This is a genomic window from Pantoea sp. MBLJ3 (assembly GCF_000816655.1).
GTDB classification, from domain to species: domain Bacteria; phylum Pseudomonadota; class Gammaproteobacteria; order Enterobacterales; family Enterobacteriaceae; genus Pantoea; species Pantoea eucalypti.
In genome coordinates, this window is the sequence record NZ_JSUT01000005.1 from 1,421,703 (window position 1) to 1,435,711 (window position 14,009).

Consider the following 14,009-nt stretch of genomic DNA (forward strand, 5'->3'; position numbering starts at 1 on the left):
TTCTCAAAAGTCTTAGGTAGACTAAAAGCGTTACTATCCCGATGTAAACTGACCTTTTTTTGAAACACAGAATTTTGGCACGATGCGGCGCGACAAACAGCGCCTCATGACATCGGGTCCGGCAACATGCAGTTACTTTGATGAGATCACGAGGAACATGGTGAAAAAGAGTCTTGCGTTAACACTGCTGGCGGTCCTTACCCTGGCAGGCTGTAAGGCCCCGCCGCCGCCCGTCACTGACGATACGCTGGTCACCAGCGAAATTAACGGCGTCAAACTGGTCCATCGACACGCTGTCGCGGCACCGACTGAATTTGAACCCGTTAACCAGACCTGGCGCGCGCTCTATGGTGCATCAGTGATGACCTCGCCTGACTACGGCGGCAAAGTCGTTCGTTATCTCGAAACGGGTAAACCCTTTGAAGTATTGGGTAATGTGGAACACAGCTGGCTGGCCATTGCCGACCAGGCTGACGGTCCACTGATCGGCTATGTGCCGCTAAAAGCAGGCGTCGCGAGCGATCGTTATGATGCGACCGTGCAGAGCGACCGTCCCCGTCCCCGCAAAACCAAGCAGGTCTGCGTAGCCGTTGGCGGTGACAGCAAAGCCTGTCGGACTAACGATACCGCGACCTGGATCTTAGACTGAATATGAAATCCGGCGCATATTGCCTGCAGCACCGTCCCGGGCTGTGGGTACAGGGATTAGCCATTGGCTGGAAGATCACTAATTAATGACTGTGGAATCCCCTGCGCGTGAGGCGCCCCCCTCAGGCAATGAGAATCTATTACTTCAGGCTGCGGCGCCACTACTGAACGCGGTAGTACAAATTCGTCAGGCAGCCACACATGACGACCCTGCGGGTCTGCGCCAGTCTCTGATCGATGAAATCCGCCAGTTTGAACAACGCTGTAAACAGGCAGGGCTGCCTTTTGAGATGATTATCGGCGCGCGTTACTGCATCTGCACTGCGCTGGATGAAGCCGCGGCGCAGACCCCATGGGGCACGCGCGGGGTCTGGTCTGGCAACGGCATGCTGGTCACCTTCCACAATGAAAGCTGGGGCGGTGAAAAATTCTTTCAGCTACTGTCACGCATTTCACAGAGCCCGCAGCAGCATCTCTGGCTGCTGGAAGTCGTGCAGTACTGCCTGCTACTGGGCTATGAGGGCCGCTATCGCGGCAGCGAAAATGGTCGCAACCAGTGCGACGGCATCCGTAATCGCCTGAAAAGCCTGATTGATGAAACGCGCGCTCAGCGCCAGACGCCGCAACCGCCACTGGTAGAAGTTCATCCGCTGGTGAGCACTCTTGCCCGTCCCATGGTACCGCTCTGGGCCTGTGCCATGCTGGTCGCGCTGATTGGCTGCCTGATCTACAGTGGACTAAACTGGCGGCTTGGCAATGCCGCCGAACCCCTGCTGCGCGCCATCTATCAGACCCCCCTGCCGCAAATTACCGCGGGCCGCCGACCCTCTTCGCCACAGGCATTGCTGGACCTCCGTCAGCGCCTGAATGATGTGATTGCGGCCGGACAGCTTGAAGTCAGTGACGGCGCCTTTGGCAGCAAAGTGATTATTCCGGCGGACAAACTGTTTGCTGAGCAAGGTACGGTGATCAATCCGGTGGGCCGGGCGCTGCTGGCGCGCGTCTCAAACGCGATGAAAGATGTCAAAGGGACCATCCTGGTCTCGGTGTTTACCGACGATCATCCGGTGGATAACAGCCGCTTTGCCTCCAGCTATGAGTTTTCCTTTGCCCGCGCCCGCACGATCACTCAGCTGTTACAGGTTCAGCTGAACGACGGTCATACCGTTCGCTCTGAAGGCCGTGGCGATAGCGATCCGCTGCTGCCTAATGACAGCAGCGAAAACCGGACCCGCAACCGTCGCGTTGAAATTACCCTGTTTGCCGCGCCTGAAACGCTCAGTAATCATCAAGGAGCACAATAATGCGCGCCTCACTTCGCCTGCTGTTAACACATCGCCTGCTGTGGAGTTTTATTGGCGTTACGGCGCTGAGCTGCCTGGTCTGGATGCTCGGCCCGTTCTGGTCATGGGGCCAGTCACGCCCCCTGGAACCGGTTCTGCCCCGCCAGCTCACCGTAGGTGCGCTCTATTTTCTCTGGATCCTGTTTCAACTCATTCCGTCGCTTTATCGTGCCTGGTTTAACAGTCGCTTACTGACCCAACTTCAGCTGTCGGATAACGACGATCCTGCCGAGCGCCAGATGACAGATGAGCGGCTCAACCAGCGCTTCAGCGAAGCCGCGTTGCAGCTGAAACGCACGCAGTTTGGACGCCGTCACAGCGGCAGTTTACTGTCTCGCTTTAACGCCAATTATCTCTACCAGCTCCCCTGGTATCTGGTGATGGGTGCGCCCGGTGCCGGTAAAACTACCGCGCTGTTTAATGCCGGTCTTGAGTTTCCGCTCACTGACACCCTGGGCCAGCAGGCGATTCGTGGCGTTGGCGGCACCCGCAACTGCGACTGGTGGTTTACTGACAGTGCAGTGCTGATCGATACCGCCGGACGGTATGCGTTGCAGGAAAGCCAGCGCGTGCGCGATGCTGCGGAGTGGCACAGCTTTATCAATCTGCTGAAACGCTATCGCACCCGTCAGCCGATCAACGGTGTCATCATGACCATTAGCGTTGCCGATCTGCTGAGTGATTCCGCCGAGGCGCGTTTCGCCCAGGCCAGCGCGCTGCGCGAGCGGATGGCGGAACTGCATCAGCAGACCGGCATTCACTTCCCGGTCTATGTGATGGTCACTAAAACCGACCTGCTGAAAGGTTTTATGAGCTACTTTGGCTCTATGGATAAAGCGCGGCGTGACGCTATCTGGGGCTTCACCTTTAACTGGGATTCGGGTAAGCCGCACAAAGATGACTGGCACCGCAATTTTGGCGAGCAGTTCCAGCGGCTGGAAGAGAATCTCCAGCAGCATCTGTCAGGACAGATGACCCAGGAGCGCGATCTGAACGCGCGTGCAGAGTGCTTCCTCTTCCCGCAGGAGTTTGCCTCACTGCGTCCACTCCTGAACGAATATCTGGATATCGTTTTTTCTGAGCATCAGGATGCGGTCGCCTGGAGCCCGCGTGGCCTGTTTTTCACCAGTGGCACGCAGGAAGGCCTGCCGTTTGACCGGGTGATGGGAGAACTGAGCCGCAAACTGCAGTTACGTCAGGCGGGCGATCACTCCATTGCGGCCTGGGACAGTGTTAACCGCAACAGTCCGATTCCCGGCAACAAAGGCCAGAGCTTCTTTATTCGTGACCTGCTCAGCGATCTGATTTTCAAAGAAAGCGGTCTGGCGGGCAGTAATCGTCGCTGGGAGTACCGTAATCAGCTGTTCCACTGGATTGGCTATGGCGTACTGGCCGGCGCACTTCTGATCGCCTCCAGCCTTTGGGGCTTCAGCTACTATCAGAATCAACATTATCTGCAACAGGTTGCCGCGCGGGTACCGGCGATACGCGAGCAGAGTCAGCAGGTGATTCATCAGCCTGCTGATAATATTTTTGATCTGCTACCCTTTCTGAACAACCTGGTAAAGCTACCGCTCTCAGAACGTTTTTCTCTCGATAATCCACCGCTTACCATGCGGGCGGGTTTATATCGCGGTAGCCAGGTCAGCGATGCCGCCTGGGTGCTTTATCAAAATGCGCTTAAGTCTTTATTGCTGCCGCGGGTAGCACAGCAGATCACTAACATTCTGCGTAACGATCCCGGTGATGATAACGCTTACAGCCGCAATGCGCTGCGCGCCTATCAGATGCTTTATCAGCCGCGAAACTACGATGGCGAATTTTTGCGGGCCTGGCTGCTGCAAAATTTACAGCGTTCACTGCCCGACACAGTAAGCGCCCGCGATCTGCAGCAACTCGACTGGCACCTGAGCCAGTTGCTGGACCAACAGATTCAGTCATCGCCTTATGCACGGGATAATGCATTAATGATGCGTAAGCTGGCGGAGAATCTGAACATTGCGGGCCAGAAAGGTGACATGCTGGCGGTTACGCCGCTGCACCAGGCCCCGCCATCACACTCGCAAAGCGAGTAACGGTGAGGTGAATATGGCTGCTTACATCGCCCCCGGCTGGTATGGCAAACTGCCATCGACCGGTGACTTTTTGCACCGTCGGCTGAGCGAGCAACAGATTAGCCCCTGGAATCACTGGTTCCAGCAGGGATTGATGCACTGGCATCAGCAGGCGTGGTCCAGTAGCGCGAACTTCCTTCACGCGCCAGTGTGGAATTTTGTCCTGCCGGTGACCGCGACCCGACCCCAGATACAGATGGGCTGTTTACTGCCCTCCTGTGACCGTGTTGGACGCGCCTGGCCGCTTCTGGCACTGCACAGCTTTTCACTGGCGCAGTGGCATCCGGCCCAACTGACCATCTCTGGTGACTGGTTTCAGGATCTGGGCGCGACGCTGTTACAGGCTGTTCAGACCCCGCTGGATGGTGAGCAGTTAGAGCAGCAGATTCAGGCATTGCCGCCGCTGCTGGTTCCCGCCAGAAAGCCTTCTGAAATTATGGATGTGCTCGGCTTTCAGGATCTGCCCTGCACGCTGAGCTGGCGTGAAGTGGCTGAACGCTTTGACCCTCAGCAGCACATGAGCTACTGGTGGAGTAATCGTAGTGATGGGTTTGTCCATGCGACCCACAAGCACAGCGGCAATCTCACTGCGCAACTGTTTTCGTTACTGTTCAACCCGGCGGCAGGTTCACTGCCGGGACGTAATGGCCTCTATCCTCCGATGTTCGAGTGAGGCCGGATGCGTTTGCTGTTTAATCTGGGATAACTCATGCAATTTACCATTGTGCAAAGCACCGCGGATTTTCCGGTCAAAAGCGTTGCGTTTCAACCGCCTGGGGGCACCATTGGCCGCAGTCAGGACAACGATCTGGTGCTGCCTGATGAGACGCGGGCTATTTCGCGTCTGCAGGCACTGGTTCACCTGTCACATGACGGAGAGTGTCGCCTGACCAATCAGGGCAGCGTGACGCCGGTAGAACATAACGGCATCGCCCTGGGGCGCGGCATGCAGGTGCTTCTGAAGCATGGCGATGCGTTGCGCATCGGTGACTATGCCCTGGAAGTGCGTGATCCCGCCTGCAATGACGCGCGAAACGATCCCCTGGCGCTGTTTGCTGGCGACAGCGCCGAGCCTGCAAACCCGCTGGGCATTCACGAACATCATGAAGTTGAGGATCGGCTGCTGGTCAACGATTCTCCTCCTTTACGCCACGAGCGCCACAACGATGCGCGTCTGGCCATCGATCCGCAGGCCAGTGAGCCGCAGAAAGCGTTCATGACACAGCCGGTGGATCAGGATCGGCTCATCGCCGCACTGCTGGACGGCATGGGGCTCAGCAATGTGCATGCCACACCGATTGACGAAGAGCAGATGCGGATTACTGGCCGGATGCTGAGCCTGTTTTCTCAGGGCACCGTGGCACTGCTCTCGTCGCGATCCATTCTCAAGCGTGGCGTAAAAGCAGACATGACGATGATCCTGAACGAAGCCAATAATCCGTTCAAGATCCTGCCCTCCGGTAAAACTGTATTGATGCAGATGTACCAGAGCCAGATGCCCGGTTTTATGCCGCCGGAACAGGCAGTACGTGATGCACTGGTCGATTTGCAGGCCCACCAGCTGGGCATGATTGCCGGTATCCGCGCCATTATTGCGGCAATGCTGCAATCCTTTAATCCACAGCGTCTGGAAGAGCAGGCGCGTGCCGATGGCGTGGTATCAAAGCTGCCATTTTCCACCGTCAAAAAGGCGGCGCTGTGGGACTACTTCATGCGTAATTACCAGCGAACTGCCGGGGAGATTGAAGATGATTTCCACACGCTGTTTGGCGAGGCCTTTCTTCATGCCTATGACATGGAGGTGAATCAGTACAAGGACTCGCAGACGCGGGTAGATGAAACATGAAAATTGTTTTTGCCAGCCGCTGCCAGCAGGGCTTACGCGATGAAAATCAGGATCGCACCGGCACAGCGCTGGATGAGCATAAAGCCTGTTTTGTGGTCTGCGATGGCGTAGCCGGTTTGCCTGGCGGGGAGATCGCGGCGCAGCTGGTGCGCGACACCCTGCTCAGCCAGATAGAGGCGCATGACGGTTTTACGCCGGAAATGACCCGTCAGGCGATTGAGCAGTGCCGCCTGGCGCTGCACGAGGCACAGGGTAAAAATCCGAAATATTCACGCATGAGTACGACGCTGGCGGCCCTGTTTATTGACCGCCATAAACAACGTGCATGGTGGGCGCATGCGGGTGACAGCCGGGTTTACCACTTCCGCCGCGGCGCGCTTCATGAGGTCACCCGCGATCACAGTCTGGCCCAGCAACTGAAAGATGCAGGCTATGAAAATACCGGCATTAACAGTAATTTACTCTATAATGCGCTCGGCGCTGAGCCGTCTCGCTTAGTGAGCTTTTCAGAAGAGATTGCGCTGGAAGATGGCGATGCTTTTCTGGTCTGTACCGACGGCTTCTGGCTGAATCTGACCAGTGATGAAATGGAACAGGCGCTGCGCATGGTGAATGCGTGTGAAGAGTGGCTGGCTTTGATGGAACAGGCGGTGAGCCGCAACGTGAAGAAAGATAATCTCAGCGCACTGGCGGTCTGGATTGGTGAGCCGGAAGAAGCAACATTGCTTTATTCACTGGCTGATTCGGCGCGCTTTCTGCCGCCTCGTTTTTGATTCCAAGGATCCTTATGAAACTGTGGTTGCCCGGCATCATCACCCTGCTGATTGCCTTTAATGCCCAGGCTGAAAATTATCGGGTGGTCTACTCCCCCAGCCTGGCGCTGGAGGTCTACATCGATAATGTGGTGAGCAAAGCGCCCGACGACTGGTGTAAAGAGACGCTGCCGCTGCGCATCGTCTCCGGTAAAAGTAAGGATTCCGCCGTGCTGACCACCTTTTTACCGCGCGTCGGCACCCTGCTCGCCAATCAGTGCGGATTACTGGATGAACTGCCCTGGCAGATGACCAACAAAGAAGGTGGCGTCATGGCCAGCGGCAGCGCAAGCAAGTTGCAGAACTGGCGCCCTATTGTGATGGCGGATGCCACCGTTAGCGCCAGTGACAGCAACGCCGCACCACTTGACCTGTCACGGCCTGCCAATAGCACGCCGCTGCAACATTTTGATCTCCCCAGCGGCTGTCACTTCCGCACCGCCTGGAATGAAAATGCTCAGACGCTGTTTATACCGGACGTCAGTAAGCAGCACTGCTCGCCGGATGGCTGGGCTGAGGGCAAGAGTGAGCTGACGCTGGTGACCCCGGAACATCCCACACCGGTCGCTGTCACCTTCTATCAGGGCTATCCCATCGCCAACCTGGCGATTCCGGACAGCAAGCTTGAGGTCATCGCCGCTAATAATCAGCGCATGATTGTGACCCGCCCGGACGCCTCAGATAGCTGGCTGGTCCTGCCCTTTGATGCACGACAACATGTCTGGCGCTTCAATGGCGCACTGTTGATTAAAATGGATAAGAATGCTGCGCAGCAGAATGCTGACGCGGTGAAATCGCGAGTCGATACCTTGCGCAGCCAGTGGGCGCCCTATTTCATGCCACAGCAAAAAGTGAATGTGTTACTTATCGACACCCTGCACGCGGATCTGGTTGATCCTGCCATTGGTGCCTGGCGTAACATCAATTAATTACCGCGCAGCCTGGCAATCAGGCCGTGTACAGAGAGTTCACTATGTCGGCAAATGATAATACGAAAACTGTTCCGAATGCCCTGCCTGACGGCTACCGTTTTAATGAGTTTGAGATCAAGGAAGTCATCGGAGGCGGTGGCTTCGGCATTGTCTATCGCGCCTGGGATCACCAGCTCGAACGCACAATTGCTATAAAAGAGTATATGCCGGTGTCGCTGGCGGTTCGTGCCGCCGATTTGTCACTGGAACTGCGCGGAGAGCGTTTTCAGAAACTGTTTAATGCCGGACTGAACAGCTTTATTCAGGAGGCGCGTCTGCTGGCCCGATTTAATCATCCGGGACTGCTGCACGTGCTGCGCTTCTGGGAGCAGAACGGCACGGCCTATATGGGCACGCTCTACTACAGTGGCATGACGCTCAAAGAGTGGCAGGTTACCAGCCCGGCGTCGATTTCTGAAGCCTGGATCCGCCGTCTGCTGCCGCCGCTGCTGGGTGCTATCAGCACGATTCATCAGGCTGGCTATCTGCATCGCGATATCTCCCTCGACAACATTCAGCTTCAGGAGAATCAGCTGCCCGTACTGCTGGACTTCGGCTCGGCGCGTAAGGAGATCGGCAACCTCTCTGACGAAACGGAGATCATGCTTAAGCCTGGCTTTGCACCCATCGAACAGTACAGCGAAGAGGGTGAAGTTGAACAGGGACCCTGGACGGATATCTACGCCCTGGGCGCGGTGCTGCATAGCCTGATTACCGGTAATCCCCCGCCGGTGAGCGTGGTGCGCTGCATTGAAGATAATTATCAGCCGCTGGTGGAACGCCAGCCGGAAGGCTACTCGCTGCCGCTGCTGCACGCCATTGACTGCGCGCTGGCCATGAAACCTGGTGATCGCCCGCAAACCATCGACGCCTTTGCCGCACTGATCGATCTGCCGGTCAGTGATGTTGAGGCCGTGGTCAACAGTTTCCCGGTGCCGGGCGAGCCGCCGGTTATGCCGATCGAAGAGGTCGTTGAGGCGGCTCCGCCGGTTGTGATGGCGATGAATCATGCAGCCGCCGCAGCGGAGCCTGTTACCCCGCGTGCGGTGCGCAAATTGTCACCTGTCTTGCTGAGCCTGGCGGCCGTGGCTATCCTGGCGGTGGTCGTCGCCATCTGGCTGGCTAATCGCCACACGGCAATGCCAGATGTGGTCAGCAACAGCTCAGCCGTGACGCATCCGGCACCTGCATCGACGCCGCCAGCCGCAGCCGTTCCTGCCGCGCTGGCGACGGTCTATCTGAAGCTGGAAAGCGGTGAAAGCGTAGTGCTCAACGGACAGCAGGTCGAGGTGAAGCCTGGCAGCAGCGGATTTGCCGCGCTGAATCTGGCGGCCGGGCAGTACAAAATAGACGTTCAAAATGGCAGTGAGACGCATACCCAATCCCTGACCATTGATAAGCCTGGAACCTGGCTTATCAATCCGGGCAAGTAATCCCCGGATCGATCGTAAAAGGGCGCGACAGTGTCGCGCCCTTTTCTATGCGGCTTCTGCGCTGCTGATTCGCCTGTGGCCTGATTCAGGCCTGTTTGAGACAGGATTGCTGCAGCGTCCGCACCTGATGCGCCAGCCGGCTCAGGCTCTCTTCCTCCATGCCACGACGGGTGAGTTCCTCTTCCAGTGCAAACAGATACTGCGCATTCGAACCCAGCGGGCCGCTGGCCGCAGCAATGAGCGGCGCAATCGCCTCCGGGCAGGAGTCCGATTCATAAAGCGGATGACGTGGATCCATAATAAAGGTCAGCGCAGTCACGCTGCGGCCATCCTCCAGCTGTAATTCGCACCAGGTCGGTAAATAGCAGCCGGTGATCATCTCACGCTTCCACAGCAGCGCCAGCTCTTCATGTAAGCGCGCTTCCGGCAGACGAAATGCCAGTCCGGTTGTGCGGCCACCCTGTTTCAGCGCCAGCATGCGCCCCGGATGCGTGGCAGTGCCACGTCCCGCGATCAGCCGCAGGCAGAAAGCACGATGCCAGCCCTCCAGCGAACCGGATGCAACTTCATCCGCCTCAAAAATCGGGTTCCACATCAGTGAGCCGTAACCAAAGATCCAGACAGGGCTGTGATCGGGACGGCAGGCCAGCGTGGCGGCCAGCGAGGCGGCGCGCTGCTCGCAACTCCAGAGTAGCGTCTCATCGATATCCCCGAATGATGTTTTACAATCCGCTTTTAATAGAAATTCCCGGGTAAGCAATGCGACCTCCTCAACGTCATCGGCGTCCTGCGAAAGTGCTCCTGTAACATGATCTCCAAAACGGCGCTGCGTTTCGTTCATTAAATTGACATTAATCTATTTACGCGCGGGGTTTCAAGCGTGATTCCGGTCGCAGGTTAAAAAAAACCAGATAAACCTGATAGCGAAGTCGAAAAAAAGGGCTGGATAATCCTGGCCCTTTGACGTGAACAGACTAGCAAGGCGATTACGCTTTAGGATGCCACTTATCGTCATTCCCTTTTTCATACTCTTTTTTCACGGCTGACCAGGCGACCTTATGCGCCACTTCTTCCCGCGAATCATCGCCGCGTCGATCTTCCGCCTCTTTATATTGATCCCACGCACTGTTAAATGCCTGCTGATAGATATCCTGCGCATGCGCAGGAAGCACGTGCTTAACGTTGTCGGGTAAGTCGGTTCGTTTATCGTAAGGCATAATTTTTCCTCTGTTTATCGTCGCGGTTTAGTGTTTCTGGTTAAGCCTGGCGCAACAGTAAAAAAACGCAAACCTGTACTTATCGTCACTTCAGTTTAAAAATATGAGCCCATCCCTGAAATTTAGATTAAAATGCCATTTTTGTGACATATATCGTCAGGATAGGTGCATAGGTCAAACTTGTTGTATCCTGATTAATATTGCAATATTCCAGATAACATCAGGTTAATATCATTTCAAAAGGTTATTGCAGTTAAGTAAAAACCAGTAAATTTCTCCTGTCAGGGCCGGTGAAAAGATAAACTGCGCACTGCCCTAAAACTGATTATATTTCTAACAGCAGCCCCCGCTGTGTCCGGATAATCATTAACCAGAGAGGATGGTGAATGCCTTCACATGAAAAAACTCGTCACAAGGAATTCTCGCTGATATTTCCCCTTATCACGCTGGGTATACTCTATTTTTTTGGTGCTAACACCGCATTTCCCGTTGTCGTCGGTATCAACTTAGTGGCATTGATTGCCATTCTGAGCAGCGCGTTTAGCGTGGTGAGACATGCAGATGTGCTGGCCCACCGGCTGGGCGAACCCTATGGCTCACTGATTCTGAGCCTCTCTGTCGTCATTCTGGAAGTGAGTCTGATCTCGGCGCTGATGGCGACAGGCGATGCCGCACCCGGCCTGATGCGCGATACGCTTTATTCGATTGTGATGATTGTGACCGGCGGGCTGGTCGGCTTTGCGCTGCTGCTGGGTGGTAATAAGTTTGCGACGCAGTACGTCAATCTGGCGGGCGTGAAACAATATCTGATCGCTATCTTTCCCCTCGCGATTCTGGTGCTGGTATTTCCTAACGCGCTGCCGGGCGGTAATTTCTCCGTCACCCAGGCCCTGCTCATCGCGGCGATCTCAGCCGCAATGTATGGCGTTTTCCTGCTGATTCAGACCAAAACCCACCAGAGCCTGTTTGTTTATGAGCATGAAGATGAGAGTGATGATGGGGATCCGCATCATGGCAAACCTTCGGCGCACAGCAGCGTCTGGCACACTATCTGGCTGATCGTGCATTTGATTGCGGTCATTGCCGTGACCAAGATGAACGCCAATACGCTGGAAAGCCTGCTGACAGACCTGAATGCACCGGCACAGTTTACCGGCTTCCTGGTGGCGTTGCTTATCCTCTCGCCGGAAGGGCTCGGCGCAATTAAGGCTGTGCTGATGAATCAGGTACAGCGCGCCATGAACCTGTTCTTTGGTTCGGTGCTGGCGACTATCTCCCTGACGGTACCGGCAGTAACCATTATCGCCACCCTGACCGGACAGGAGCTGATATTCGGTCTGGAGCCGCCACAGATGGTGATTATGATGGCGTCGCTGATTCTCTGTCAGCTCTCCTTCTCGACCGGACGCACCAATGTATTGAATGGTGCCGCCCATCTGGCGTTGTTTATCGGATATCTGATGACCATCATGCTGTAACGGCAGCGGGCTTCAGACGAAAAAAAAGAGCGAGTAATCGCTCTTTTTTTTTTCAGCAAACTTATTTGCTGGTATCGAGTTCCGGGAAGCTTTTCACCAGATCGTCAATCGCTTTCATCTGCACCAGGAATGGCTCCAGCTTATCCAGCGGCAACGCGGATGGGCCATCACACAGGGCATGTTCCGGATCCGGATGCGCTTCGATAAACAGACCGGCAATGCCGACCGCCATGCCGGCACGCGCCAGCTCAGCCACCTGAGCACGACGACCGCCTGATGCTGCACCGAACGGATCGCGCGTCTGCAGCGCATGGGTCACATCGAAAATCACCGGGCTGTTTTTGGTGACTTTCTTCATCACGTTAAAGCCGAGCATATCGACAACCAGATTGTCATAGCCAAAGTTGCTGCCGCGATCGCACAGGATAACCTGCTCGTTGCCACCTTCAGCGAACTTATCAACGATGTTGCCCATCTGACCCGGGCTGACAAACTGCGGCTTCTTAACGTTGATAACTGCGCCGGTTTTTGCCATCGCTTCTACCAGATCAGTCTGACGCGCCAGGAAAGCTGGCAACTGAATCACATCCACCACTTCAGACACTGGCTGCGCCTGTGACGCTTCATGAACATCGGTGATGATCTTCACGCCAAAAGTCTGCTTCAGCTCCTGGAAAATCTTCATCCCTTCTTCCAGGCCCGGGCCACGATAAGAGTGAATTGAGGAGCGGTTCGCTTTATCAAACGACGCCTTAAAGACGTAAGGGATACCGAGTTTCGTGGTCACGTTGACGTAGTGTTCGCAGATGCGCATCGCCAGGTCGCGTGACTCCAGCACGTTCATCCCGCCAAACAGTACAAATGGCAGATCGTTTGCGACGTTGATATCGCCAATACTCACGACTTTCTGTGTCATGCCCTTTCCTTTTCAGTGGGTCCGCTTAGTGCAGCGTGACCTGTTTTTGTTCGATTGCGTGAATCTGAACTTTGATCATTTCGCTGACCGGGTCTTCAGGACACTGCTCAACGAAGTAAGTTAAATCATTCAGCGCGATATGTTCGCACTCCAGCTGCGCGTAGATCAAACCGCGGTCGCGAATTTCATAGGGATCATCCGGATCAATACGCAACAGCACCTGACTGACGTTCAGTGCCAGTTCCATCTTCTGCTCTTCCATCAATGCCGCTTTAAGCGTGTCGAGCATTTTGCGCATCACGGTGACGGTCTTCGCTTCGTCGAGGTCATCATCATACAGACGCGCGGTCGGGCTGATGTTGCCTTTGAGCCACACTTCCAGCGTGTGCCGGTCAAGGGTTTCTCCATTGAACGGATTGATCATCCACTTGTCGCCATCAATCCAGTCCGCACGCAGAATCAACTGCGTCGGGAAAATCACCGGCATCAGCGGCAGTTCCAGCTCGGCGGCAATATGTAGCAGGATAACGCCCAGTGACACTGCCGTGCCCTGACGCGTCTTCAGCACATTGTCGATCCAGAGCGCATCAGAAAGCTTGTAGACACCGCTGGCGCCGCGAAATCCCCACTGGCGATAAAACAGCTCAAGCAGCTTTTCCAGCTGCATATCCGCATCTTCAGCGTGGCTGACATAGTCACGCGCTTCGGCGACTAACGCCGCAAGCTGCGCTTCCACCGACAACGCCGGAAAATCGGCGCGGATGGCAAGCGTAGCGCCAATCACCGCTTCACACAGCGGTGTCTGGCTGAAATCTAATTGTTCGGTCGAGGTCATACTATCCCCATAACGGCATTTTAGTCAGCGCCAGCGTAATGATGGTCACCAGGGCGAGTAACGCCACCAGAAAAGCGATCCAGCGGGTGCGATCAGTGCGTGGACGGCGACTCAATGCCACAAATCCTAAGGCGATGTAGATGATAACCGCTAAAAGCTTCTCCGTCAGCCAGCTTCCTTGCGGCGTGAAGGGATAGAAGTGAGTAATCATCACCAGCGAGACGCCGGTCACCAGTAACAGCGTGTCATTAATGTGCGGCAGAATGCGGACCCAGCGTTTCGTCATCATTGCCGAACCACAGCGCAGCCAGTAAAACCGCAGCAGGAACAGCGTCACGGTCAGCACGACGGTTAAGATGTGCAGATTTTTAATCAGAGGATAAAAGGCGACCATTA

The 14,009-nt window shown here is 55.5% G+C and carries 14 protein-coding genes; 9 read left to right on the top strand and 5 right to left on the bottom strand.

What is annotated here, in order from left to right:
• The first annotated feature begins 157 nt into the window (after positions 1–157).
• The 8 genes from NP77_RS12985 to NP77_RS13020 all read left to right on the top strand — a co-directional run bounded on the left by NP77_RS12985 (position 158) and on the right by NP77_RS13020 (position 9,167).
• Entirely contained in the window at positions 158–649 is a 492-nt protein-coding gene (locus NP77_RS12985; protein WP_181162208.1) for an SH3 domain-containing protein, read from the top strand.
• An 85-nt stretch (positions 650–734) separates the two neighbouring features.
• On the top strand, positions 735–1,952 hold the full coding sequence (icmH, locus tag NP77_RS12990) for a type IVB secretion system protein IcmH/DotU (RefSeq protein WP_003853120.1): 1,218 nt from the start codon (positions 735–737) through the stop codon (positions 1,950–1,952).
• Positions 1,952–4,066, top strand: coding sequence for a type VI secretion system membrane subunit TssM (tssM, locus tag NP77_RS12995; protein WP_039660396.1), 2,115 nt, complete (start codon positions 1,952–1,954; stop codon positions 4,064–4,066). The genes icmH and tssM overlap by 1 nt, the downstream gene beginning before the upstream one ends.
• Positions 4,067–4,079: 13 nt before the next feature.
• On the top strand, positions 4,080–4,778 hold the full coding sequence (tagF, locus tag NP77_RS13000) for a type VI secretion system-associated protein TagF (protein ID WP_003853123.1): 699 nt from the start codon (positions 4,080–4,082) through the stop codon (positions 4,776–4,778).
• A gap of 36 nt (positions 4,779–4,814) precedes the next feature.
• Positions 4,815–5,951 carry a type VI secretion system-associated FHA domain protein TagH gene (tagH, locus tag NP77_RS13005; protein WP_003853124.1) on the top strand — a complete coding sequence of 379 codons (1,137 nt, stop codon included), beginning with the start codon at positions 4,815–4,817 and terminating at the stop codon, positions 5,949–5,951.
• Positions 5,948–6,724: a PP2C family serine/threonine-protein phosphatase gene (locus NP77_RS13010; RefSeq protein WP_003853125.1), complete on the top strand. Its 777-nt coding sequence runs from the start codon at positions 5,948–5,950 to the stop codon at positions 6,722–6,724. The genes tagH and NP77_RS13010 overlap by 4 nt, the downstream gene beginning before the upstream one ends.
• 14 nt (positions 6,725–6,738) lie before the next feature.
• On the top strand, positions 6,739–7,692 hold the full coding sequence (locus tag NP77_RS13015; RefSeq protein ID WP_003853126.1) for a hypothetical protein: 954 nt from the start codon (positions 6,739–6,741) through the stop codon (positions 7,690–7,692).
• Between the two features lie 44 nt (positions 7,693–7,736).
• Positions 7,737–9,167 (top strand): serine/threonine-protein kinase, encoded by a 1,431-nt coding sequence (locus NP77_RS13020; RefSeq protein WP_003853128.1) that lies wholly within the window; start codon positions 7,737–7,739, stop codon positions 9,165–9,167.
• An 85-nt stretch (positions 9,168–9,252) separates the two neighbouring features.
• On the opposite strand, the gene NP77_RS13025 is transcribed toward NP77_RS13020, so the two are convergent.
• Positions 9,253–9,927: a gamma-glutamylcyclotransferase gene (locus NP77_RS13025; protein WP_003850848.1), complete on the bottom strand. Its 675-nt coding sequence runs from the start codon at positions 9,925–9,927 to the stop codon at positions 9,253–9,255.
• 226 nt (positions 9,928–10,153) lie between these two features.
• Positions 10,154–10,384: a putative cation transport regulator ChaB gene (chaB, locus tag NP77_RS13030; protein WP_003850845.1), complete on the bottom strand. Its 231-nt coding sequence runs from the start codon at positions 10,382–10,384 to the stop codon at positions 10,154–10,156.
• Positions 10,385–10,770: 386 nt separating this feature from the next.
• On the opposite strand from chaB, the gene chaA reads away from it, so the two are divergent.
• Complete coding sequence (gene chaA / locus NP77_RS13035) at positions 10,771–11,862, top strand: sodium-potassium/proton antiporter ChaA (RefSeq protein WP_003850842.1); 1,092 nt, start codon at positions 10,771–10,773, stop codon at positions 11,860–11,862.
• A gap of 61 nt (positions 11,863–11,923) precedes the next feature.
• Here the strand turns inward: chaA and kdsA are convergent, their stop codons facing one another.
• The 3 genes from kdsA to NP77_RS13050 are packed head-to-tail and all read right to left on the bottom strand — an operon-like array spanning position 11,924 to position 14,007.
• On the bottom strand, positions 11,924–12,778 hold the full coding sequence (gene kdsA / locus NP77_RS13040) for a 3-deoxy-8-phosphooctulonate synthase (protein ID WP_003850840.1): 855 nt from the start codon (positions 12,776–12,778) through the stop codon (positions 11,924–11,926).
• A 25-nt stretch (positions 12,779–12,803) separates the two neighbouring features.
• Entirely contained in the window at positions 12,804–13,613 is an 810-nt protein-coding gene (gene sirB1 / locus NP77_RS13045) for an invasion regulator SirB1 (RefSeq protein WP_003850839.1), read from the bottom strand.
• A 1-nt stretch (position 13,614) separates the two neighbouring features.
• Positions 13,615–14,007, bottom strand: a complete 393-nt coding sequence (locus NP77_RS13050) for a SirB2 family protein (RefSeq protein WP_003850837.1) — start codon at positions 14,005–14,007, stop codon at positions 13,615–13,617.
• Positions 14,008–14,009: the final 2 nt, after the last annotated feature.

What these genes read in the sequence shown, in the direction of transcription:
- NP77_RS12985 (WP_181162208.1), top strand. Translation starts at nt 158, where the DNA reads ATGGTGAAAAAGAGTCTTGCGTTAACACTGCTGGCGGTCCTTACCCTG.
- icmH (WP_003853120.1), top strand. Translation starts at nt 735, where the DNA reads ATGACTGTGGAATCCCCTGCGCGTGAGGCGCCCCCCTCAGGCAATGAG.
- tssM (WP_039660396.1), top strand. Translation starts at nt 1,952, where the DNA reads ATGCGCGCCTCACTTCGCCTGCTGTTAACACATCGCCTGCTGTGGAGT.
- tagF (WP_003853123.1), top strand. Translation starts at nt 4,080, where the DNA reads ATGGCTGCTTACATCGCCCCCGGCTGGTATGGCAAACTGCCATCGACC.
- tagH (WP_003853124.1), top strand. Translation starts at nt 4,815, where the DNA reads ATGCAATTTACCATTGTGCAAAGCACCGCGGATTTTCCGGTCAAAAGC.
- NP77_RS13010 (WP_003853125.1), top strand. Translation starts at nt 5,948, where the DNA reads ATGAAAATTGTTTTTGCCAGCCGCTGCCAGCAGGGCTTACGCGATGAA.
- NP77_RS13015 (WP_003853126.1), top strand. Translation starts at nt 6,739, where the DNA reads ATGAAACTGTGGTTGCCCGGCATCATCACCCTGCTGATTGCCTTTAAT.
- NP77_RS13020 (WP_003853128.1), top strand. Translation starts at nt 7,737, where the DNA reads ATGTCGGCAAATGATAATACGAAAACTGTTCCGAATGCCCTGCCTGAC.
- chaB (WP_003850845.1), bottom strand. Translation starts at nt 10,384, where the DNA reads ATGCCTTACGATAAACGAACCGACTTACCCGACAACGTTAAGCACGTG.
- chaA (WP_003850842.1), top strand. Translation starts at nt 10,771, where the DNA reads ATGCCTTCACATGAAAAAACTCGTCACAAGGAATTCTCGCTGATATTT.
- kdsA (WP_003850840.1), bottom strand. Translation starts at nt 12,778, where the DNA reads ATGACACAGAAAGTCGTGAGTATTGGCGATATCAACGTCGCAAACGAT.
- sirB1 (WP_003850839.1), bottom strand. Translation starts at nt 13,613, where the DNA reads ATGACCTCGACCGAACAATTAGATTTCAGCCAGACACCGCTGTGTGAA.
- NP77_RS13050 (WP_003850837.1), bottom strand. Translation starts at nt 14,007, where the DNA reads ATGGTCGCCTTTTATCCTCTGATTAAAAATCTGCACATCTTAACCGTC.